Genomic DNA, 20,719 nt, shown 5'->3' on the forward strand with positions numbered 1-20,719 from the left:
CCAAGACTGGCGCAGGACTTGAGGGCCCTATCGCTGGCAAGCCAGCTCCTACAAAAGCCGGCGTCTGCAAATGGGTTACCAGAAGCGTTGCTGGGTCAGGCGGCTCCACCAGGTCAGCAGCACGCGATCGATCGAACCACTGGCGGCCAGCCCTACTCGCTCCTGCAAGCTCTTGCGCTCGGCGTAGTTGAGGTGGAACAGCTCCGCACTCTTGGCCCGCTCTGCCAGGTATTCGTCACTGGTCTGCAACTCGTCCACCAGCTGTTTATCCAGGGCCGCGACACCCAGCCAGACTTCACCGGTGGCCACTTCATCAATGGCCAGTTGCGGGCGATAGCGGGAGACGAAGTTCTTGAACAACTGATGGGTGATGTCCAGGTCTTCCTGGAATTTTTCCCGGCCCTTCTCGGTGTTTTCACCAAACACCGTCAGGGTGCGCTTGTACTCGCCAGCGGTCAGCACTTCAAAGTCGATGTCGTGCTTTTTCAACAGTCGATTGACGTTGGGCAACTGCGCCACCACACCAATGGAGCCGAGGATGGCGAACGGTGCGCTGATAATTTTCTCGCCGATGCAGGCCATCATGTAGCCGCCGCTGGCCGCCACCTTGTCGATGCACACCGTCAACGGCACACCCGCCTGGCGGATACGCGCCAGTTGCGAGGACGCCAGGCCATAGCTATGAACCATGCCACCGCCACTTTCGAGGCGCAGCACCACTTCGTCCTTGGGCGTGGCCAGGGTCAGCAAGGCGGTGATTTCATGGCGCAGGCCTTCGGTGGCCGAGGCCTTGATGTCACCGTTGAAGTCCAGCACGAACACCCGAGGCTTGTCCTCAGGCTGTTTTTTGCTTTTCTTCTCGGCCTTGCTTTCGGATTTGCGCAGGGCCTTGAGCTGATCCTTGTCCAACAGGCTCTGCTCCAGGCGCTCGCGCAGGCCCTTGTAGAAATCATTGAGCTTGCTCACGTGCAACTGCCCGGCGCCTTTGCGCCGGCCTTTGCCACGCAGCGAGGCGGCGGTGACCAGGACCACCAAAATAGCGATGACCAGGGTGACGGTTTTAGCCAGAAAACTGGCGTACTCCGAGAGAAACTCCACAGGGACTCCTTAACGACATGCACCACTGCCAACGAGCGGTGGAATGGGCCCCAGCATACCGGCGAGACCGATCGCCGACCAGCCGCGAAACCTCCTGTAACCACGCTCCAATAAGCTTTTCAAACAAGCGTATGTTTTTTCATTGACAGCTCACCGGCATCCTCATAACCTCGCAAAACTTTCAACGTACCGGGACGACGCGGACGTGGGCAGCATCTACTTGATTCGACATGGCCAGGCCTCTTTCGGTGCAGACGACTACGACGTGCTGTCAGCCACCGGCGTGCGCCAGGCAGCGGTCCTCGGCGATCACCTGGCCGCCCTTGGGCTGAGCTTCGATCGTTGCCTGTCCGGTAACCTGCGCCGTCAGCAACACACGGCCAATACGGCGCTGGAACAGATGAGCGCGGCAGGCTTGAACACCCCGGCCCTGGAAATCGACTCGGCGTTCAACGAGTTCGACGCCGACGCCATCATCCGTGCCCTGCTGCCCGACCTGCTGCCTGAAGAACCCCAAGCGCTGGAGACCCTGCGCAACGCCGCGCAGAACCGCGCCGAGTTCCAGCGCATCTTCGCCCTGATTATCGAACGCTGGCTGGCCGGCACCTACGATCCCCCCGGGCTGGAAAGCTGGCTGGGGTTTGTCGAGCGGGTCCAGGGCGGCTTGCAACGGATTCTGGCTGAAGCCGACAACCGGCAAAAAATCGCCGTGTTCACCTCGGGCGGCACCATCACCGCCCTGCTCCATCTGATTACTCGGATCCCGGCGGCCCAGGCCTTCGAGCTCAACTGGCAAATCGTCAACACCTCGCTCAACCAGCTGAAATTCCGCGGACGCGAGGTGTCCCTGGCTTCCTTCAACAGTCATGCCCACCTGCAACTGTTGAAGGCCCCCGAACTCATCACTTTCCGCTGAGTCCGGCTTACTGTGCCCCTGGCTGTAACCACCCCATAAAAGGATCGAACCATGACCTCCGTAGCTGATGCCGTACAAGCCATGAAAGCCAAGTTCAACCCAGCTGCCGCTGCCGGCCTGGATCTGGTTTTCGGTTTCCGTATCGATGACTCCAAGCACTTCTCGCTGATAGTCAAGGACAGCACCTGCGAGCTGCAGGAAGGCGAAAACCCGGACGCTCAGGTGACCCTGGTGATGGACGGTGAAACCCTGGAAGGCATCGTCAGCGGCGAAACCGACGGCATGCAAGCCTTTATGGGCGGCAAGCTGCGCGCCGAAGGCGACATGATGCTGGCCATGAAATTGAGCGAGCTGTTCCCAGCCTAAGACCCCGCAAGGTCCGGCTGTACACGAATCCCGCCCCTGAGGCGGGATTCGTCGTTTCTGGGCCACCCAACGCGTCTAGCCCGCCACTTTGCCCTGGATCAATACCACTCGGCGGCTCAGCCTTCAGGCGGCACGCTTGATTGATCTCGGTCAGCTTTCGCCCATCAGCCCCCCTCTACTCTTGCGCCTCCATCGCGGCCAGGGACGGCTTCAGCCGGGGCCCTTTGCCGCACCGTTTCACTCACGGAAGAGTCTGTTTATGCGATCACTGAAGATCATCCTGCTGTCCACCGCCTTTAACGGTCTGACCCAACGGGCCTGGCTCGACCTGCGCCAGGCCGGGCACCGTCCCAGTGTGGTGCTGTTCACCGGGGAAGAAGACGTTTGCCGGCAGATCGAAGAAGCCGATGCAGACCTGGTGATCTGCCCCTTCCTCAAGGACCGCGTGCCCCAGCAACTGTGGAGCCACCCCAAGCGTCCGGTGGTGATCATCCACCCGGGCATCGTCGGGGACCGTGGCGCCAGCGCCCTGGACTGGGCCATCAGCAAGGAACTCAAACGCTGGGGCGTGACCGCCCTGCAGGCCGTCGAGGAAATGGACGCGGGGCCGATCTGGTCGACCTATGAATTCAACCTGCCCAACGGGCTGCGCAAGTCCGAGCTGTACAACGGCCTGGTCAGCGACGCCGCCATCCACTGCATCCGCGATGTGGTGGAAAAATTCCGCAACGGCTTCAGCCCTGTCCCCCTGGACTACGATAACCCCTCGGTGCTCGGCCGCCTGCAACCGAACATGAAACAGTGCGACCGCACCTTCAGTTGGCACGACAGCGCGCCATTCATCAAACGCAGCATCGACGCCGCCGACGGCCAGCCGGGCGTCCTGGCCAGCCTTGCCGGCGGCCAGTACTACCTGTACGACGCCCACCTGGATTCCCGCAGCGGCATGCCCGGGCAATTGCTGGCGGTGCACGATGATGCAGTGCTGGTGGCCTGCGGCGATCACAGCCTATGGATCGGCGCCCTGCGCCTCAAACCCCAGCCCGGCGAAGACACCTTCAAACGCCCGGCCCGCCATGTACTCGGCGAGCGCCTGGCCCAGGTGCCGGTGCTGGACTGGTCGGTGGCCAGCACCCCCTTCAGCACCGAAGCCTACCAGCCGATCCGTTACCGCGAATCCGGCAAGGTCGGCGAGCTGACCTTCGAGTTCTACAACGGCGCCATGAGCACCGAGCAATGCCAGCGCCTGGTCAACGCCCTGCGCTGGGCCAAGGCCCGAGACACCCAGGTCCTGCTGGTGCGCGGCGGCCGTGGTGCTTTCAGCAACGGTGTGCACCTGAATGTGATCCAGGCAGCTCCCGAGCCGGGACTGGAGGCCTGGGCCAATATCCAGGCCATCGACGACGTCTGCCTGGAACTGCTCACCGCGCGCCAGTTGGTCGTCAGCGGATTGACCGGCAATGCCGGGGCGGGCGGCCTGATGCTCGCCCTGGCCGCCGATGTGGTCCTGGCCCGTGCCGACACCGTCTACAACCCTCACTACAAGAGCATGGGCCTGTACGGCTCTGAATACTGGACCTACAGCCTGCCCCGCGCCGTTGGCCAGCCGCTGGCCCGGCAACTGACCGAAGCCTGCCTGCCCATCAGTGCGCTCCAGGCCCTGCAGATGGGCATGGTCCAGGAAATCGGCCCACGCTGCCCGGACGAGTTCGGCCTGTGGCTGCTGCAGCGGGCCAACGGTGTGCTCAACGAGCCGCGCTACCAGGACCTGCGCCAGCGCAAGCTGAAAGCCGACCCGCAGTTGATGCAGCACTGCCGCAACGCCGAGCTGGAAGAAATGCACATGGACATGGTGCAGAACCGCAAGGGCTTCGCCGAGAAGTGCCGCCATTTCGTCTACAAGCGCAAGGCCTGCTGCACCCCTGAACGGCTGATCGAAGGCTGGGCCAAAACCCAGGACATCGCCCTGGTGGGCTGATTCACCGCCTGAGCGGCATGCTTTCAAAGTACCGCCAGGCCACGTAGTATCGCCGCCTTTTGTTGCCGCCCCCCCTGGGGCGGCAGCTGTCTGCAAGGAGGCGAGCATGCACGACATTCCAGGCCATGCCACGTGGCGCAGCATCGAAGCACAAACCCTTGGCTGGTCCAGCGATCGGATCTTTCACATCGTCGACGAACAAGACCAACACTTGCTCTTGCGCACCAACGACGCCTCTCAGTACGTCAACAAACGCGACGAGTTCCAGTGGACCCAGTATCTGGCGGCCAAGGGCATCGCCATGTCCCAGCCCTTGGCCTTCGGCCTTTTTGATTCAGGACGCCAGGTTTATTCGCTGTTGTCGTGGATCGAAGGCAAGGATGGCGCGCAATGGGTGGCCGAGCAGCCCGCCGCAGCCTGTTATGAGCTTGGCCTGCAAGCCGGTCGAATACTCAAGCAGATCCACAGCGTTGCCGCGCCTGGCGGAACTGAAAACGCCGAACAGCAGATGCGTACCCTCTACCGTAAAAAGCTCGAACAGTATCAGGGCTGTGACTACAAGGTGGCCCATGCACAAGACTTCCTGCAGTTTCTCGAACAGCACTTTCATCTGCTGGCAGACACGCCGCTGGTGTTTCTCCACGGTGACTATCACCTGAACAACATGATCGTGGGCGCCGATGACCAATTGTCGATCATCGACTTCAACCGCTGCCGTTTCGGAGACCCCGCGCGTGACTTCAACAGGCTGGCGCTGTTTTCCTGCAACCTCAGCAGCGACTTCGCCCGCGGGCAGATCGACGGCTACTGCGCAGGCAAGCCCGACCCGGCTTTCCTCACCCGCATGGCGTTCTACGTCGCGTTCGACACCTTCTTCAGCGTGCTCTGGGCCATGTCCTTCGGCGAGCAGGAAGTCCAGGCCACCCTGCAACGCACGCAAAAAGTCTGGGAAGACTTCGCCGGATTTTCCAGGCATGTGCCTCATTGGTATTGCTGATAGGCGACGCAGCCCGTGCTGTGCACCCCAGTTTCACCCACGCTTGTTTGATAGCAAGAAAGAAAACAGCTGCCACGATTTCCCCTCGCGTGGATCGCAGAGTTGAAGACACCATTGGAAAAATCTAAGGAAAGACTATGAACGCCAAGGTTAAGAACACAGAAGAAGCCCAGGAAAAAACCGGTAAAAGCCCGATTGCCTGGGGCATGATCGGCTCAGTGATTCTGGCAATCACCACTCCGTTCTTCTATTTGAACGGCAAGGCCTACCACGATGGTTACCTCGGCTACTTTCAGCTGGAAACCTCGATGTTTCCCATGGACACCTCCACCACTTTCGTCAACGCAGTTCTGGCCTGGTATCACGCCATGACCAACGGTTTGAAAGGAGGAATGGACTTCATTGGGCAGCACTGGCTATGGGCCGTAATCGTCTGCGCACTGAGCATTCTGGTGTTCGGCGGCCTCAACTATCTGATCGCCTTGTTCAACAAAAAACTCACTGACAAGAAGCAGTCCGCCAAGCAACCGCAGGCCACCGTTCCCGCCCCATCCTTCTTCAAGGAGATCGGCAAATGTGCGCTGTACATCTTCATCCCCAGCTACGGCCTGTTTGTGGCGATGTTTTTCATCTCCTTTATCTTGATGATCACCATCACCCCCTTTGTACTAATCGGCAAAGACTCGGCGGCCGAGGATCTGAAAAACGGCTTCAAAGACTCACCCCAGGTGACCGTCAATGACCCGGATGGGCATAAGGGCACTTACCGGATCATGCAGTGCTCGACATCCTTCTGTGCGCTCTACGCCGATGGCAAGGCGATCACGGTTCCTATCGCCACGCTGAATTGGGCAATATCGGATGTCTCGAAAAAACTTAAGGTGCAGCAAGGGAACTGAACCCCGCTGCGCGCCCTTCCCTATTGCTGCAGCTAAGCCTGCAACAGCAACGCCACCAGCGCCGTCCAGCCAGTCTGGTGGCTAGCCCCCAGACCGCGCCCGGTTTCGCCATGGAAGTACTCATGGAACAACACCAGCTCGCGGTCCTCGGCATCGACCTGCAATTGCGGGTAGCCACTCATGGACGGCCTGCGCCCGTCCTCGTCCAGCAAGAACAGCCGCGTCAGGCGCTGGCTCAAGCTGTCGGCCACCTCCTCCAACGACGCCAGATACCCGGAGCCCCGCGGGTACTCCACTGAGAAGTTGACGTCGTAATAGCGATGAAACTCCCGCAGGGATTCGATCAGCAGGTAGTTGATCGGCATCCACAGCGGTCCACGCCAGTTGGAGTTGCCGCCGTACAGCCGCGAATCGGATTCCGCTGGCACATAACGAGCACAGAGCTGCCGGCCATCGACCTGCATGGCAAACGGCTGCTCAAAGGCCTTGGACAGGGAGCGGATGCCGAATTCCGAGAGAAACTCGCTTTCATCGAGCATGCGCTTGAGCAGGTCCTTGGTGCGCTCGCCCCGTAGCAACGCCAGGAGCATGCGATTGCCCTTGCCCGGCTCGTACCAGCGCGACACCAGGCTCGCCAAGTCCGGACGGTGATGCAAAAAGCCCAGCAGACGCTGGGCCAACCCCGGCAGGTTTTCATGCTCGTGCTGCTCCAGCACCTGCACCGCGAACAGCGGCATCAGGCCGACGATGGAGCGCAGACGCAACGGTTCGTTCTGGCCGTCGGGCCGGTGCAACACGTCGTAGAAAAACTGGTCCTGCTCGTCCCACAAGCCCTCGGCGCTTTCATCCACCCGATTGATCGCCCCGGCGATATAGAGGAAGTGCTCAAAGAACTTCACCGCGATGTCCACGTACACGCCATTGCGCTTGGCCAGCTCCAAGGCGATACGCATCAGGTCCAGGGCATAGGCCGCGACCCAGGCCGTACCGTCGGCCTGATCCAGGGTGAAACCTTCCGGCAGCGGCGCGGAACGATCAAACAGGGCGATATTGTCCAGGCCGAGAAAGCCGCCCTGAAACAGGTTGCGGCCCTCGGCGTCCTTGCGATTGACCCACCAGGAAAAATTCAGCAGCAACTTGTGAAAGATACGCTCGAGAAAATCCAGGTCGCCCTGGCCGGTCAGGGCCTTGTCTTGCTGATAGACCCGCCAGCTGGCCCAAGCATGCACCGGCGGGTTGGCATCGTCGAAACGCCACTCGTAGGCCGGCAACTGGCCGTTGGGGTGCATGAAGCGGTCTTTCACCAACAGCAACAACTGCTGTTTGGCGAACCCCGGATCGATCAGGGCAAAGGCCACCGCCTGGAAACCCAGGTCCCAGGAAGCGTACCAGGGGTATTCCCAGGTATCGGGCATGGAGACGATGTCGCTGTTGGACAAATGCCGCCAATGGCTATTGCGCAGGTGCTCACGCCCGCTGGGTGGCGCCGGCTGCCCGGGATCACCGTCGAGCCACTGGTTGACGTCAAAGTAGTACAGCTGCTTGGACCACAGCAGCCCGGCCAGGGCCTGGCGCTGCACATTACGCGCATCGGCATCCGGAATGCCCTGTTGCAAGGCGGCATAAAACTCATCGGCCTCGCGCCGGCGCTGTTCGAACAGGCGGCGAGCATTGACCTGCTCACTGCCCGCTGGGGCAAAGCGCAGGAACAGACTCTGGCTCTCGCCGCCCTCCAACTCCAGGGCAAAATGCGCTGCGGCCCGGGTGCCGCCATCGAAGGCCACCGCCGTGGCCTGCCCGTCCACCAGGTAATCGTTGATGCCGTCCTTGAACGGACCCGGCGAGGACAGCCCATCGAGCTTGGGGGCATTGGTTTCGTTATTGCAGAACAACCATTGGCAAGGCTCCGCGCCCCAGGCGGTGATCTGCCGATCGGGCAGCTGCGCATGCCGTGCCAGCACCGTATCGCCCTCCAGGCGCAGGCTTGGCCGTTGCGCATCGCCACCCCAACGCCAACGGTTGCGCGCCCAGACCTGAGGCAGCACCCGCAAACGTGCCGGCTGGTGGAAACGGTTGTGCACGGTCACCCGCATAAAGAGGTCATCGGCCGTGTGCTTGGCGTATTCCACCGTCACATCGAAGTAGCGATTGTCTTCGAAGACCCCGGTATCGAGGATCTCGTACTCGCTGTCGTCGAGGCCGCGCCGGGCGTTTTCCACCACCAGATCGGCGTAGGGAAAGGCCGCCTGCGGGTACTTGTAGAGCATGCGCATATAGGCATGGCTGGGCACCCCGTCGAGGTAGAAATACAGTTCCTTGACGTCCTCGCCGTGGTTGCCTTCGGCGTTGTCCAGGCCGAACAGGCGCTCCTTGAGAATGGGGTCACGCTCATTCCACAAGCCAAGGCCCAGGCACCAGTGCTGGGCCTTGTCGGAAAACCCCGCCAGGCCGTCCTCGCCCCAGCGATAGGCGCGGCTGCGGGCGTGGTCGTGAGGGAGGTATTTCCAGGCATCACCGTCGGCGCTGTAGTCCTCGCGCACCGTGCCCCACTGCCGCTCACTCAGGTACGGCCCCCACTGGCGCCAGTGCTCGGCGTCAGCCCCCTGCAAGCGCTGGCCTTCGCGGGTATCGAGAATGCTCACTGGCGTTTTTTCCGTCATCAGAAAGTGCCCTGCCCTGCAAATAAATACCAGTGTAGGAGTCGGCTTGCCGGCGATAGGTCCCTTGAGCCTTGTACACATCTTCAGGGCGCCATCGCAGGCAAGCCAGTTCCGACAGGGGGACGGGCAATACAAAAGATTGATCTGGGGCGTGGTCGTGCCTACGCTGCTACACAGTCGGCCTGTTGCCAAGGATTTATCATGATGACGCTGCCCCGCTCCGCATCGGTTGCCACTCTTGTCTGCGCCCTGGCCCTGATCAGCGCCTGTTCCAGTGTGACCCGGGAGATCAACCCTGAACCCACCATCACGTCCGCCGGGATCCTGGCCTTTCGCGATATCTGCCTGAAGTCGGCACCAACCTTTGCCGGTGCCGAAACCGCGGCGAGAGCCCACGGCATCACTCAAATCACCGACGCCGGTTTCGCCAAGATGGGCATGAACCAGGACCAGACCCTGGGCGTGCAGATTCAGGCCAACAAGGAATGCGCGATCACCACCCCCAGCCAGAACGACAGCTCGCTGACCCTGCAATTCTTGAGCAGCGCCGGCAAGTTCTCCAGCACTCCGCTGGGCACGCAGGTCCCGGTGAAAATCACCCTTGATCAACAGACCTTTATCCTGATGCACGACCGCCGCGGCGGTGAAGCCTATGTGATGTTGAAAACCCCATAAGCCCGGGGCGGCCCCACAACAAAAACAACACCCCCACAACAGGACCCGCCATGACTCGCGTCGCTCCACGTCGCTTCAAGATTCACCGCCTAGTGTTGCTGCTGATCGTGGCCATCGGCGCCTTTTTGTTATTGGCACCGACCCAGGTCCAACCGGTGGCCTGGACGCCGCAACCAGCGCCGTCCCTGAGCAGCGGCCCGTATGCCGAAAACCAAACACTCAAGGCCGTGGAACGGGTCGGCGCGGACGCTATCGACGGCCCGGAAGCCCTGCTGCTGGAGGGCAACCAACTGATCACCGGCCTGCACGATGGCCGGGTGATCCAGACCAGCCTCGACGGCACCACCCTCAAGGTGCTGGCCAACACTGGCGGCCGCCCCCTGGGCCTGGCCCGACACCCGGATGGGCGGCTGATCATCGCCGATGCCATCAAGGGCCTGCTGGCCCTGGACAGCAAGGGCCAATTGAACACCCTGAGCACCGAGGCCAATGGCCTGAAGTTCGGCTTCACCGATGACGTGGCGGTGGACGCCGCCGGGCGCTATGCCTATTTCAGCGACGCCAGCAGCCGCTGGGGCTACGGCCACGATGGCGAAGCGGTGATCGAGCACGGCGGCGACGGACGCCTGTTGCGCTATGACTTCCAGAGCGGCAAGACCGAGCAGTTGCTGGACCGCCTGGAGTTCGCCAACGGCGTCACCCTGGGGCCGGATGAGGCCTATGTACTGGTCAATGAAACCGGCGCCTATCGCATCAGCCGTTACTGGCTCAGCGGGCCCAAGGCGGGCAGCCACGACCTGTTTATCGACAACCTGCCAGGCCTCCCGGACAACCTCAGCTTCAATGGGCACAACCGTTTCTGGGTGGCCCTGTATGCGCCGCGCAACCCTCTACTGGACGGCACGGCCGAGTACCCCTGGGTGCGCAAAATGCTGGTGCGAGCGATGACGGTGCTGCCCAAGCCCGTGGAGAAACGCGGTTTTGTCATCGGCCTGGATCTGCAGGGCCAGGTGATCGCCAACCTGCAGGACGCCAGCAGCGGCAACTACTCGCCCATCACCACAGTGCGCGAATACGCCGACGGTCTATACCTGGGGTCACTGAAGGCCCGCCATATGGCGCGCTTGCCATTGAGCCAGGCCTTGCACGGCGGGGCGTTGTAGAGGGTGCGTTGCAAGGGAGGCATTTTAGGCAGGGGATTTCAGCAAGACGGGGCGGGAAGCCGCGCCAGACGCGAGCTCCCCGCCGTGAGTTCGACCGGGGTCAGGAGTGGGCGGTGATTTTCTGGAAGATCTCGTCCTTGATCAGCAAACGTTTCTCCTTGAGCTTCTTCAGATCGTCATCAGCAGCGGCGGCGGCCTCGGCTTTGAGTACCTCGTCGTCGATGCTGGAGTATTTGTCGAACAGCGCATTCAGGTGTGGATCATTGGCCCGACGCTGTTGAATGTCTTCTTTGCTGCAGCTCAGATCCTGATACAGATCGTGGGTCACCGGCATGGAACACCTCCGTTGGTTGATCGGTGGCAAGCCCGCCGCAGCGTGCCTGCCCGTTGTCAGCATGGCCTTGGCGAAGCGGGTCTGTCGACGACCAATGCCATTCGGGGCGACCGCTGGTCGCCTTAGGTCGGCCGAGGTCAGCCCAAGCCCAGGGCCTGGGCCAGAAACGCTGCCGTGCGGCTGCCGGGGTGCGCCGCCACCTGGTGCGGGGTGCCACACGCCACCAGGGTGCCGCCCTGATCACCGGCGCCAGGGCCAACGTCCATGACCCAGTCTGCCTGGGCCACCACACGCATTTCGTGCTCGACCACCACCACGCTGTGGCCGGCCTGGACCAGCAAATCCAGTTGTTCCAGCAGGCGATCGACATCCCGCGGGTGCAGGCCAGTGGTGGGTTCATCCAACACATACAGGGTCGCGCCCCGAGCCGTGCGCTGCAGTTCGGTGGCCAGCTTGATGCGCTGCGCCTCGCCGCCAGACAGCTCGGTGGCCGGCTGACCCAGGCGCAGGTAGCCCAGGCCGATGTCGCGCAGCACCTCCAGGGAACGGCGGATCCCCGGTTGTTCGGCAAACACCGTGATGGCCTGGTCCACGGTCAGGTGCAACACCTGGGCAATGCTCAACCCTTGCCAGGTCACCGCCAGGGTCTGCGGGCTGTAGCGCGCCCCGTGGCAGGTGGGGCACGGCGCATAGACGCTGGGCATAAACAGCAACTCGACACTGACAAAGCCCTCGCCTTCGCACGCTGGGCAGCGGCCCTTGGCGACGTTGAAGGAAAACTGCCCGGCGTCATAACCCAGGGCCCGGGCCTCGGGGGTGGCGGCGAACAGTTTGCGCACCAGGTCGAACAGCCCGGTGTAGGTCGCCAGGTTGGATCGCGGCGTGCGGCCAATGGGTTTCTGATCGACCTGGACCAGGCGCTTGATTTGCTCCAGCCCCGCCGTCACCCGCCCGTCGCTGAGGGCTGGTGCGTCGTCTTCCAGGTTCAATGCTTCCGGCTCGTCGCGGCTCGGCCCCTTGCCCAAATGGGCCCCCACCAGTTCCAGCAGGGCCTGGCTGACCAGGCTCGACTTGCCCGAACCGGACACCCCGGTCACTGCGGTAAAGCAGCCCAGGGGGAACTCGGCGCTGAGGTTATTCAGGTTGTTGCGGCTGATACCCTCCAGGCGCAACCAGCCCTGGGCCTGACGCGGTGCACGCCGGGCCGGGGCCTGTTCAGCGAACAGATAGGCACGTGTCTGGGACTCCGATACCTGGGCCAGGCCCGCTGGTGGACCGCTGTAAAGCACACGGCCACCGTGTTCGCCGGCGGCCGGGCCAACATCGATCAGCCAATCGGCGCGGCGCATGGTCTGCACATCGTGCTCCACCACAAACAACGAATTGCCCGCCGCCTTGAGCCGTTGCAAGGCTTCGAACAGCGCCTCGGCATCTGCCGGATGCAAACCCGCCGAAGGCTCGTCCAGCACATAGATGACGCCAAACAACTGCGAGCCCAACTGAGTCGCCAGGCGCAGGCGCTGCAACTCCCCGGACGACAGGGTCGGGGTGCTGCGCTCCAGGGCCAGGTAACCCAGGCCCAAATCGATCAAGGTGCCGACCCGCTCCAGCAAGTCCTGGGCGATGCGCTGGGCGGCCAGGCGTTTTTCCAGGGACAGGTTCGGCGTGTGCCGCACATCCGGTGCGCCGCCGTGGCCGGGCGCGCCCTGGGCCACCCGTTGCTGGCGCGCCTCGCGGGTCTGTTGGTGGCTCAACACCGCACCGCCCTCCTCGACCTGCTCCAGATAAGCCTGGGCCGCCACCGGCTTGAGCACCTCGGCCAATTGCAGCAGGGGCATCTGCGCCAGCTCGCCGATGTCCAGCCCGGCAAAGGTCACCGACAGCGCCTCGCGCTTGAGGCGCTTGCCCGCGCACAACGGGCACGGGCTGCCGAGCATAAAGCGCGACACGCGCTTCTTCATCAGCGCGCTCTGGGTGTGGGTGAAGGTGTGCAGCACATACCGCCGGGCACCGCTGAAGGTGCCCATGTAGCTGGGCTCCGCCTGACGCTTGAGGGCCTCGCGGGTCTGCTCGGGGGTCAGGCCGGCGTACACCGGCACGGTGGGGGTTTCTTCGGTGAAGAGAATCCAGTCACGCTGTTTTTTCGGCAGGTCGCGCCAGGGAATGTCCACGTCATAACCCAGGGTCACGAGAATGTCCCGCAGGTTCTGCCCCTGCCACGCCAGGGGCCAGGAGGCCACGGCGCGCTGGCGTATGGTCAGCGACGGATCCGGCACCATGGACGCCTCGTTCACCTCATACACCCGGCCCAGGCCATGGCACTCGGGGCAGGCGCCCTGGGGCGTGTTGGGGGAGAAGTCCTCGGCATAGAGCATCGGCTGCCCCGGCGGGTAACTGCCGGCCCGGGAATACAGCATGCGGATCAGGCTGGACAAGGTGGTGACGCTGCCCACCGAGGAGCGGGTGCTCGGCGTGCCCCGCTGCTGTTGCAAGGCCACGGCTGGCGGCAGGCCGTCGATGGCGTCCACGTCCGGCACCCCGACCTGATCGATCAGGCGGCGCGCGTAAGGCGCCACGGATTCGAAATAGCGGCGCTGAGCCTCGGCGTACAAGGTGGAAAACGCCAGGGACGATTTACCGGAGCCAGACACCCCTGTGAACACCACCAGTGCATCCCGGGGAATGTCCACATCGACGTTTTTCAGGTTGTGTTCACGGGCCCCGCGAACCTTGACGAAACCAGTGCTGTTGGCCGGCAGCGCAGCGGCCGGTGGAACGGAACGCGAAGACGTCATGAATCGACCTTGTAGCAAAAATCAGGAAAGGCGCAGGGCCCGGGGCCCCGGATCATCACACAGACGGCGGCGCACTGCCCACCGACGCCAACACCCCGCGCACCATTCCCAGCAGCGCGTCGGGGCCATAGGGTTTGCTCAGCAGGTGCGTGTCGGGGCTGAGTTGATGATTACGGGATATCAGGTCACGGGTATGCCCCGAAGTGAACAGCACGGCAATCGCCGGCGTCTGGGTCTTGGCCCAGGACGCCAGGTCGCGGCTCTTGATCAGCCCGGGCATCACCACATCGGTAAAGATCAAATCCACCTGGGCGCCGTTCAGCAGCACCTGCATGGCCTGGTCGCCATTGGCCGCGGTCAGCACCTGGTAGCCGGCATGCTGCAACAACTCCACGGCAGCGCTGCGTACCGCCTCATTGTCCTCCACCACCAGGATTCGCTCGCCGGCGCCGCCCACATCCGGCATCGGCAGCGCCTCCTCGGCGCTGGCCTGTTCACGGCTGCGGGGGAAATACAGCTGCACCGTGGTGCCCTGCCCCGGGGTGCTGAGCATCTCGATGTGGCCGCCGCTCTGTTTGACGAAACCGAACACCATGCTCAAGCCCAGCCCGGTGCCCTGGCCATCGGTCTTGGTGGTGAAGAATGGTTCAAACGCCTGGCGCAGCACTTCGGGGGGCATGCCGCCGCCGCAGTCGCTGACCGACAGCCGCAGGTAATCCCCCGCGCCAATGTCCTTGCCCACGCAGAACTCCCGCTCCAGCGTCACATTCTGCGCGGCGATGGCGATGGTGCCCTCGCCCTGCATCGCGTCCCGGGCATTGATGGCCAGGTTGAGCACGGCGTTTTCCAGTTGATGACGGTCGACATGAATGCACCAGGGGTCGTCGGGCAGGTGCACCTCGATCTGAATGGTCTCGCCCAGGGCCCGCTGCAACAGTTCCCCGAGCCCGGCATACAGGTGCCGCGGGTTGTAGACCGCCGGCGACAACGGCTGGCGCCGGGCAAAGGCAAGCAGTTGTGCCGACAGGGTGGCACCGCGCTCGACGGCCGCCAGGGCCGCACGGGTGCGGCGCTGCACATTGGCGTTCTCCGGTTCGTGGCGGGCCAGCAGGTGCAGGTTGCCGGCGATGACTTGCAGCAGGTTGTTGAAGTCATGGGCCACGCCGCCGGTCAGGCCGCCGATGGCTTCCAGCTTCTGTGCCTGACGCAATTGTTCTTCTGCCTCCAGGCGCGCATCGACCTCATCCAGCACCCGCTGCTCCAGGTCACGGGTCAACTGCCGCAGGGCTTCTTCGGCGATGCGTCGCTCGTGGATATCAATCAATACACCCGGGAAGCGCAAGGCCTGGCCCGCGCTGTCGAACTCACAACGGCCACAGGCCATGACCCAGCGGTAGCACTCGTCAGCGCCCCGCACCCGGTACTCGGCGTTGTAGGGCACGCCCCGGGCCAGGCTTTCATCAACCCGTTCGCGCACCCTGGGCACGTCGTCTGGGTGAATGCGCGCCTCGGCATTGGCCATGGGCAAGTCATCCAGGGGCTGCTCCAGGGGATAGGCGAAGGTGCGGGCAAAACGCTCATCGCCCGACAGCCGATTGGCCTGCAAGTCCCAGACAAAAGAACCCAGCAGCGCACCGGCATTCAAAGCCAGTTGCACCCGCTCGTTCTCGGCCCGATAAGCGTGCTCGGCGGCCTGGCGCCGCTGCTCGGAAATCACATGCTCGGTGGTCTCCACAACAATCGCCAAGACCCCGGCCGGTGCCTGGCTGTCGTCCGCCACCGGGCTGTAGTAAAGGTCCAGCCAGACCGTTTCCGGCACCCCGTTGCGCAGCAGTGTCAGGTCTTTATTGCGAAAGGACAGGGTTCCCCCGGCCAGGCAGGTGTCGACGATGTCACGGTTGAACTCGGCCACTTCCGGCCATCCAAGCTCCACCGGGCAGCCCAAAAGGAAGGGGTGGCGACCGCCGGCAAACACCGCGTAGGCATCGTTGTAGATCATGTAGCCCAAGTGCCCCCAGAGCATCACCTGGGGCACGGGTGAACCGAGCATGAACTGCACGGTGCTGCGCAGGCTCAAGCTCCAGTCCTGCAACGGCCCGAGGTCAGTGATGGACCAGTCGAAACGGCGAATGCGCTCGGCCATCTCGCCTTTCCAGCCTTGGCATCCGTAGTCATCAGATAAGAACGGCATGGACGAACTCGATAAAAAATGTGGCACGGAGTGGGCACTCTAAGCAGGGCGCTGGATCACCCAAAACCTTTGAGCACCGTCGACACAGATGGTTTCACCGGGTCGGGCCCACGACTCGGGCATTCTCTACCTCTGGGGCCCGTCGACTCAACGAAAATCCCGGCTATGCACCGTAATCCCGCTTAACAATGGGGTCAGGTCCTGGAGTCGCCCGGCAATCAGGTGGCGCACTTCACCCTCGGTTTCCAGGGTGCCGTCCACTTGCAGCAACTGGGCGCCCACCAGCACGCGGCGCTGACGCTCGGCCAGATCACGCCAGACCACCACGTTGACGTTGCCGAACTCGTCTTCCAGGGTGACGAAGGTCACGCCGCTGGCGGTGCCCGGGCGCTGGCGTCCGGTGACCAAGCCGGCAATGCTGACCGGGCGCCCGTGCGCCACTTCCAGCAATTCCCGGGAACTGCGGCAGCGCCGGGCCTTGAGCTGGGCCCGCAACAGGGCCAGGGGATGGGGCCCGAGGGTGGTGCCCAGGCTCAGGTAATCGGCTTGCAGGTCTTCGCCCCGGCTTGGCCTGGGCAGGTTCACCGGGGCCTCTTCCTGACGCGGCACGCTGGCGAACAACCCCAATTGCGTTTCCACCCCGGCCACCGCCCAGCGCGCCTGATAACGATTGCCCGCCAAGGCACGCAAAGCCCCGGCATCGGCCAGCAGTTCCTGGGCCCGACTGTCGAGTTGGGCCCGCCGGCCAAGGTCGGCGATGTCGGCAAAGACCCCGGCGCGGCGCGCAGCTTCCAGGCGCCGGCCATCCTCCTCGCGAAAGCCCTTGATCATGCGCAAGCCCAGGCGCAAGGCCGGCTGCTGCCCGGCGATCGGCTCTAGGCTGCAATCCCAATCACTGGCGCCCACCTCCACCGGGCGGATTTCCAGGTGATGCCGCCGCGCATCCTGGAGGATCTGGTCCGGACTGTAGAAGCCCATGGGCCAGCTGTTGATCAGGGCACAGGCAAAGGCCGCCGGTTCGTGACACTTGAGCCAGCAACTGGCGTAGGTCAGCAAGGCGAAACTGGCGGCATGGGATTCGGGAAAACCGTAGCTGCCAAACCCCTTGATCTGCTCGAAGATCTGCGCCGCGAACTCGTCGCTGTAGCCGTTGCTGCGCATGCCATCGCGCAGGCGCAGGCGATGGGGTTCCAGGCCGCCGTGGCGTTTCCAGGCCGCCATGGAACGGCGCAACTGGTCGGCCTCGCCGGGGGTGTAGTTGGCGGCGACAATGGCGATCTGCATCACCTGCTCCTGGAACAGCGGCACGCCCAGAGTGCGCTCCAGTACCCCCTCCAACTCTGCTGAAGGGTAGGTCACCTTTTCCTCACCTTTACGCCGGCGCAGATAGGGATGGACCATGCCGCCCTGGATCGGCCCGGGCCGGACAATCGCCACCTCGATCACCAGGTCGTAGAACGTCTTCGGCCTGAGCCGCGGCAGCATGGACATCTGCGCCCGGGACTCGATCTGGAACACGCCGATGGTGTCGGCGCGGCTGATCATCTCGTAGGTGGCCGGGTCCTCAGAAGGGATGCTGGTGAGGCTGTAGCGTTGACCACGATACCCGTGGATCAGGTCGAAGCAGCGGCGAATGGCGCTGAGCATGCCCAGGGCGAGGATATCCACCTTGAGCAGGCCGACCCGGTCCAGGTCGTCCTTGTCCCACTGGATAATGGTGCGCTCGGCCATGGCGGCGTTTTCCACCGGCACCAGGCTGTCCAGGGGTTCTTCGGAAATCACGAAGCCGCCGGGGTGCTGGGACAGGTGCCGGGGAAAGCCGATCAACTGCCCGGTCAAGCCCAGCACCCGGCGCAGCAGCGGGTTGTCGGGGTCGAAACCGGCTTCCTGCAAGCGCTCGGCACTGGGCGGCGTGTCGCTCCAGTGGCCGCAACAATCGGCCAGGGCGTTGACCTGGTCCGGCGGCAAGCCCAAGGCCTTGGCCACGTCCCGCACCGCGCCGGCGCCGTGGTAAGTGCTGACCACTGCGGTCAAGGCCGCCCGCCCCCGGCCGTAACGACGGAACACGTACTGCAGCACCTCCTCCCGGCGTTCATGCTCGAAATCCACATCGATATCCGGCGGTTCGTTGCGCTCCCGGGACAGGAAGCGCTCGAACAGCAAGGTCGAGCGATCGGGGTCAATCTCGGTGATGCCCAGCACGAAGCACACCACCGAGTTGGCCGCCGAACCCCGGCCCTGGCAAAGAATGTGCTGGCTGCGGGCGAAGCGCACGATGTCGTGCACGGTGAGGAAATAACTCTCGAAGCCCAGCTCGCCGATGATCTCCAGCTCTTTGTCGATCTGCGTCAGCACTTCGGCCCGTGCGCCCTGGGGCCAGCGCCAGGCACAGCCCTGGGTCGCCAGGTGGCGCAGCCAGGACGCCGCGTCATGGCCCTCGGGCACCAACTCCCGGGGGTACTGATACTGCAATTGAGCGAGGCTGAAAGTGCAACGCCGGGCAATGTCCAGGGAGGCCTGCAACAAGGCCGCCGGGTACAGGGCCCGCAGGGTGTCAACGCTACGCAGGTGGCGTTCGCCATTAGGGTGCAGACACTGCCCGGCCTCCGCCACCGGCAGGTGATGACGGATCGCGGTCATGGTGTCTTGCAAAGCCCGGCGCCCCCGGCTGTGCATGTGCACATCGCCGCTGGCCACGCTGGCGATTCCCAGTTGCTCGGCCAAGGCCAGCAACCGCGCCAGGCGCCGGGCATCGTCCTGCGCGCAATGCAGCTCCACGGCCAGCCACAGACGCTCGCGGAAAATCCCCTGCAACCAACGGCCATGCTCCTGCGCGTGCGGCTCATCCCCCGCCGTGGGCAGCCACAGCGCCAGCAGCCCCGGCAAGGGTATTTGCAGGTCGTCCCGCAGCAGGCGGTACTGGCCCTTTTGCGCACGACGCCGGGCCTGGGTAATCAAACGACACAGGGCCTGATAGCCCTCCAGGCTTTCCACCAGCAACACTAGTTTCGGTCCGTCCTCGACCTGGATTTCACTGCCGATAATCAGCGGAACGCCACAGGCCTCGGACGCTTGCCAGGCGCGTACGACTCCCGCCAGGGTGCACTCGTCGGTGATCGCCAGGGCCTGGTAACCCTCGGCCCGGGCCCGCTCGAAGAGCTCCAAGGCACTGGAGGCGCCGCGCTGGAAACTGAAGTTCGACAGGCAATGCAACTCGGCGTAGCCGCTCATGCGAACCAGCCCTGCAACAGCAAGGGGCCGCCACCAACCGGGCGATAGGCCCAGCCTTGCTGGCCGCCCTGGGTTTCGACCAGGTAATAGTCGCGGCGCACATCGGCGCCGTCCCACCAGCCGGACTCGATGCGCTCCGGGCCCATGACAATCCGTACAGCGCTGTCGGCCAGGGGCAAGGGTTCGGGCAGCAACCAGCCGGGGCGACGCGGGCCCGGCAGGACCGGCCCCGGTTGACGGTCGCTGGTGGCCTGCCAACTGCACTCCGGTCGGTGGTCGGCCAGAGCCCGCAAGCCATGCACCGCGTCATCCCCCAGGCGCGCTCGCAGGCGTTCGCGCAGTTGCTCCCAGGGCAAGGATTGCTGGGGGCGCTCATCGAACAGTTGACGGTGTTCAGGAACAAAGCGCGGCAAGTCCTCGGCCAGCAGGCGCAGGCTGCGCACCGGCGCCGGCACCTGGATCTGCTCCAGGCGCCCGCGGGCCAGTTCAAAGAGCATGGCCGAGTCACGCTCGGCGCTGAGCAGGCCCACCGGGATCAGAGTATCGGCGCATTCAGCATGCTCCAGATGCAGCTCGAAACGCTGCACCCCGCTGTCGCGACCGCAGAGAAAAGCCGCCAGGTCCGCCGTCAAGCGGCGCAAGGGGAACAGCAGCGCCTGGTGCGACAAGACATCGAAATTCAGCTCGATGCGCAGGTCGAAACGGTCCGGTGGTTGATAGAAGGCCAAGGCCAATGGGCGCTCGCCCAGGAGTTGATCCAGGTGCTGAAGCAAGGCCGGGGCAAAACGCCGGGCCAGGCTCGAACGAGGCAAGCCGCGCACCTGGGCGAAACTGCGCACGCCCATGCGCGACAAGGCTTCGGCGGTTTGTGCGGCCAGGCCCAGGCGCTCGATGGGCATGGCACCCAGGACCTGGCCCAGTTGTTCATCATCCGCCACGGCCAAGCCGTCATAGGCATTGGCCAGGACCCGGGCCGCCAGTGGATTGGGCGCCGCGACGATACGGTGGCGAAAGCCCAGTTCCGTCAGCTCGCGACGCAGCCGCGCTTCCAGCTGCGGCCAGGGACCGAACAGGCCCAGGCTCGACTCGATCTCCAGCACCAGGGTGCGCGGGTAGGCCACGCTGACCTGGGAACTGAAGCCATAGGCCCAGGCCGCCAGGAACTGCTGCCAACGCTGGATTTCCTCGGGGTCGTATTCGGCACAGGCAAAGCCCTTGGCCAGGGCCTGGGCGGCCGTCAACGACTGGCCGGGGCGCAGGCCCAGCTCCCGGGCAGCGGTATTCACCGCTTGCAGCACCCGGCGTTGTGGGGTGCCACTGAGCAGAGCCAGGGGGGCCTCGGGTTCGGCGCGCTGACGCAGCGCGGCGTCCAGGGCCAACTGCGGAAATAGAATGCACACCCAACGCATGACCGCC

The 20,719-nt window shown here is 63.8% G+C and carries 14 protein-coding genes; 7 read left to right on the forward strand and 7 right to left on the reverse strand.

What is annotated here, in order from left to right; all coding sequences use genetic code 11:
• Positions 1-75 precede the first annotated feature (75 nt).
• The gene (gene sohB / locus M1B35_RS28440; RefSeq protein WP_123335982.1) at positions 76-1,098 is read right to left on the reverse strand and encodes a protease SohB; all 1,023 of its coding nucleotides are present in this window, start codon (positions 1,096-1,098) and stop codon (positions 76-78) included.
• Positions 1,099-1,303: 205 nt separating this feature from the next.
• On the opposite strand from sohB, the gene M1B35_RS28445 reads away from it, so the two are divergent.
• The 5 genes from M1B35_RS28445 (at position 1,304) to M1B35_RS28465 (ending at position 6,254) form a co-directional block, all read left to right on the forward strand.
• A complete protein-coding gene (locus tag M1B35_RS28445; RefSeq protein WP_268263703.1) occupies positions 1,304-2,014 on the forward strand; it encodes a histidine phosphatase family protein in 711 nt (236 codons plus the stop codon).
• Between the two features lie 51 nt (positions 2,015-2,065).
• Positions 2,066-2,380: an SCP2 sterol-binding domain-containing protein gene (locus M1B35_RS28450; protein ID WP_123335978.1), complete on the forward strand. Its 315-nt coding sequence runs from the start codon at positions 2,066-2,068 to the stop codon at positions 2,378-2,380.
• 259 nt (positions 2,381-2,639) lie between these two features.
• On the forward strand, positions 2,640-4,358 hold the full coding sequence (locus tag M1B35_RS28455) for a hydrogenase maturation protein (protein WP_268263704.1): 1,719 nt from the start codon (positions 2,640-2,642) through the stop codon (positions 4,356-4,358).
• A 106-nt stretch (positions 4,359-4,464) separates the two neighbouring features.
• Entirely contained in the window at positions 4,465-5,355 is an 891-nt protein-coding gene (locus M1B35_RS28460; protein ID WP_268263705.1) for an aminoglycoside phosphotransferase family protein, read from the forward strand.
• 137 nt (positions 5,356-5,492) lie between these two features.
• Positions 5,493-6,254, forward strand: coding sequence for a hypothetical protein (locus M1B35_RS28465; protein WP_268263706.1), 762 nt, complete (start codon positions 5,493-5,495; stop codon positions 6,252-6,254).
• A gap of 32 nt (positions 6,255-6,286) precedes the next feature.
• On the opposite strand, the gene M1B35_RS28470 is transcribed toward M1B35_RS28465, so the two are convergent.
• On the reverse strand, positions 6,287-8,914 hold the full coding sequence (locus tag M1B35_RS28470) for an MGH1-like glycoside hydrolase domain-containing protein (RefSeq protein ID WP_268263707.1): 2,628 nt from the start codon (positions 8,912-8,914) through the stop codon (positions 6,287-6,289).
• 201 nt (positions 8,915-9,115) lie between these two features.
• Here M1B35_RS28470 and M1B35_RS28475 point away from each other — a divergent pair, with 201 nt between their 5' ends.
• On the forward strand, positions 9,116-9,589 hold the full coding sequence (locus M1B35_RS28475; protein ID WP_268263708.1) for a hypothetical protein: 474 nt from the start codon (positions 9,116-9,118) through the stop codon (positions 9,587-9,589).
• A gap of 50 nt (positions 9,590-9,639) precedes the next feature.
• Positions 9,640-10,752, forward strand: a complete 1,113-nt coding sequence (locus M1B35_RS28480) for an SMP-30/gluconolactonase/LRE family protein (protein ID WP_268263709.1) — start codon at positions 9,640-9,642, stop codon at positions 10,750-10,752.
• 100 nt (positions 10,753-10,852) lie between these two features.
• Here the strand turns inward: M1B35_RS28480 and M1B35_RS28485 are convergent, their stop codons facing one another.
• From M1B35_RS28485 to M1B35_RS28505, 5 genes are all read right to left on the reverse strand, one after another.
• Complete coding sequence (locus tag M1B35_RS28485) at positions 10,853-11,086, reverse strand: DUF465 domain-containing protein (RefSeq protein WP_123335966.1); 234 nt, start codon at positions 11,084-11,086, stop codon at positions 10,853-10,855.
• Positions 11,087-11,223: 137 nt separating this feature from the next.
• Complete coding sequence (locus M1B35_RS28490) at positions 11,224-13,881, reverse strand: excinuclease ABC subunit UvrA (RefSeq protein ID WP_268263710.1); 2,658 nt, start codon at positions 13,879-13,881, stop codon at positions 11,224-11,226.
• A gap of 55 nt (positions 13,882-13,936) precedes the next feature.
• Complete coding sequence (locus M1B35_RS28495; protein WP_123335962.1) at positions 13,937-16,072, reverse strand: ATP-binding protein; 2,136 nt, start codon at positions 16,070-16,072, stop codon at positions 13,937-13,939.
• A 147-nt stretch (positions 16,073-16,219) separates the two neighbouring features.
• Complete coding sequence (locus tag M1B35_RS28500) at positions 16,220-19,303, reverse strand: error-prone DNA polymerase (RefSeq protein ID WP_268263711.1); 3,084 nt, start codon at positions 19,301-19,303, stop codon at positions 16,220-16,222.
• A complete protein-coding gene (locus M1B35_RS28505) occupies positions 19,300-20,712 on the reverse strand; it encodes a Y-family DNA polymerase (protein ID WP_268263712.1) in 1,413 nt (470 codons plus the stop codon). Before M1B35_RS28505 ends, M1B35_RS28500 begins: the two co-directional genes overlap by 4 nt.
• Positions 20,713-20,719: the final 7 nt, after the last annotated feature.

It is taken from the genome of Pseudomonas morbosilactucae (genome assembly GCF_023241665.1).
In the GTDB taxonomy this organism is placed as follows: domain Bacteria; phylum Pseudomonadota; class Gammaproteobacteria; order Pseudomonadales; family Pseudomonadaceae; genus Aquipseudomonas; species Aquipseudomonas morbosilactucae.

Coding starts and splice junctions, on each gene's coding strand:
- M1B35_RS28450 (WP_123335978.1), top strand. CDS start 2,066: ATGACCTCCGTAGCTGATGCCGTACAAGCCATGAAAGCCAAGTTCAAC.
- M1B35_RS28455 (WP_268263704.1), top strand. CDS start 2,640: ATGCGATCACTGAAGATCATCCTGCTGTCCACCGCCTTTAACGGTCTG.
- M1B35_RS28460 (WP_268263705.1), top strand. CDS start 4,465: ATGCACGACATTCCAGGCCATGCCACGTGGCGCAGCATCGAAGCACAA.
- M1B35_RS28465 (WP_268263706.1), top strand. CDS start 5,493: ATGAACGCCAAGGTTAAGAACACAGAAGAAGCCCAGGAAAAAACCGGT.
- M1B35_RS28470 (WP_268263707.1), bottom strand. CDS start 8,914: ATGACGGAAAAAACGCCAGTGAGCATTCTCGATACCCGCGAAGGCCAG.
- M1B35_RS28475 (WP_268263708.1), top strand. CDS start 9,116: ATGATGACGCTGCCCCGCTCCGCATCGGTTGCCACTCTTGTCTGCGCC.
- M1B35_RS28480 (WP_268263709.1), top strand. CDS start 9,640: ATGACTCGCGTCGCTCCACGTCGCTTCAAGATTCACCGCCTAGTGTTG.
- M1B35_RS28485 (WP_123335966.1), bottom strand. CDS start 11,086: ATGCCGGTGACCCACGATCTGTATCAGGATCTGAGCTGCAGCAAAGAA.
- M1B35_RS28490 (WP_268263710.1), bottom strand. CDS start 13,881: ATGACGTCTTCGCGTTCCGTTCCACCGGCCGCTGCGCTGCCGGCCAAC.
- M1B35_RS28495 (WP_123335962.1), bottom strand. CDS start 16,072: ATGCCGTTCTTATCTGATGACTACGGATGCCAAGGCTGGAAAGGCGAG.
- M1B35_RS28500 (WP_268263711.1), bottom strand. CDS start 19,303: ATGAGCGGCTACGCCGAGTTGCATTGCCTGTCGAACTTCAGTTTCCAG.
- M1B35_RS28505 (WP_268263712.1), bottom strand. CDS start 20,712: ATGCGTTGGGTGTGCATTCTATTTCCGCAGTTGGCCCTGGACGCCGCG.